General features: G+C 52.4%; 2 tRNA genes and 2 rRNA genes. All 4 read left to right on the top strand.

Going from position 1 to position 1,400, the window contains the following annotated elements:
* Positions 1-383, top strand: a 16S ribosomal RNA gene (locus Q8K08_RS05250); the annotation flags it as partial.
* Between the two features lie 162 nt (positions 384-545).
* Positions 546-621, top strand: a tRNA-Ala gene (locus tag Q8K08_RS05245).
* A gap of 31 nt (positions 622-652) precedes the next feature.
* A tRNA-Ile gene (locus tag Q8K08_RS05240) sits at positions 653-729 on the top strand.
* Between the two features lie 340 nt (positions 730-1,069).
* Positions 1,070-1,400 (top strand): 23S ribosomal RNA (locus Q8K08_RS05235); the annotation flags it as partial.

The following is a 1,400-nucleotide window of genomic DNA, read 5'->3' as shown; positions in this document are numbered from 1 at the left end:
GGGCACTCTAGGAGAACTGCCGGTGATAAGCCGGAGGAAGGTGTGGATGACGTCAAGTCCTCATGGCCCTTACGGGTTGGGCTACACACGTGCTACAATGGTGGTGACAATGGGTTAATCCCAAAAAGCCATCTCAGTTCTGATTGGTGTCTGCAACTCGACCCCATGAAGTCGGAATCGCTAGTAATCGCGTAACAGCATGACGCGGTGAATACGTTCCCGGGCCTTGTACACACCGCCCGTCACACCATGGGAATTGGATCTACCCGACGACGGTGCGCCAACCTCGCAAGAGGAAGCAGCCGGCCACGGTAGGTTCAGTGACTGGGGTGAAGTCGTAACAAGGTAGCCGTAGGGGAACCTGCGGCTGGATCACCTCCTTTCTAAGGATGTTTCCAGCGGAGTTTGTTCAGCAATGAACAGATAACATCGGAAACACTTAGCAGAGACCAGTCATGGTCTCAAAACGCGGCCAGGCCGTCCTCATATCCCTTCACAACGTACAGCGGAATGCAGCGAGTAATCTCGTGATCGGCATTCCTTGCGGGGCCTTAGCTCAGCTGGGAGAGCGCCTGATTTGCATTCAGGAGGTCAACGGTTCGATCCCGTTAGGCTCCACCAACCCTCTTCCTTGACCGGAAGCGCGCGAAACGGGTCGGTAGCTCAGGTGGTTAGAGCGCACGCCTGATAAGCGTGAGGTCGGAGGTTCAAGTCCTCCTCGACCCACCATTTGCCAAAAGCTGTACATTTTGCCAGTTAGATCGTCGAACACTTTACGAAGTGTTCCACCGTCCAACTGGACGTTGCTGCTAACTCCTTCGGAGTTACAGCTTTGACATCGTATAGAGAGAAAACATCAGTATCGTTTGATGCGCCCGAGTATGGGATTGCATCAGATCACTGGCGGTCAAACCCATTGGGGGCGACGCGTGATCAAGAACGATATTGTTCCAAGTCTAGTACACTAACCGGAGCAGTTGCGAACCAGCGGCTGCTTCATGGGTAAGTATGCTTTTGATACTGGAAAGGCGGCTATGATTACGTTCATAGCCTTGCTCTTTCTGGATCAAATCAAGCGCGAAAAGGGCGTTTGGTGGATGCCTTGGCAGTAAGAGGCGATGAAGGACGTGATACCCTGCGTTAAGCCATGGGGAGCCGGGAATAGGCTTTGATCCATGGATGTCCGAATGGGGGAACCCACCTGACATTCTGTTATAATTACCTTGGTAATTTATAATGGGGTGAACCAGGTACTTTAATCCTGAATACATAGGGGTTTTAGAGCAAACCCGGGGAACTGAAACATCTAAGTACCCGGAGGAAAGGAAATCAATAGAGACTCCGCTAGTAGTGGCGAGCGAACGCGGACCAGCCGAGCCTGGAAGAGTGACTGGAATGGT

It is taken from the genome of Pseudotabrizicola sp. (assembly GCF_030684215.1).
In the GTDB taxonomy this organism is placed as follows: domain Bacteria; phylum Pseudomonadota; class Alphaproteobacteria; order Rhodobacterales; family Rhodobacteraceae; genus Pseudotabrizicola.
This window is presented reverse-complemented; position numbering and strand designations above follow the sequence as displayed.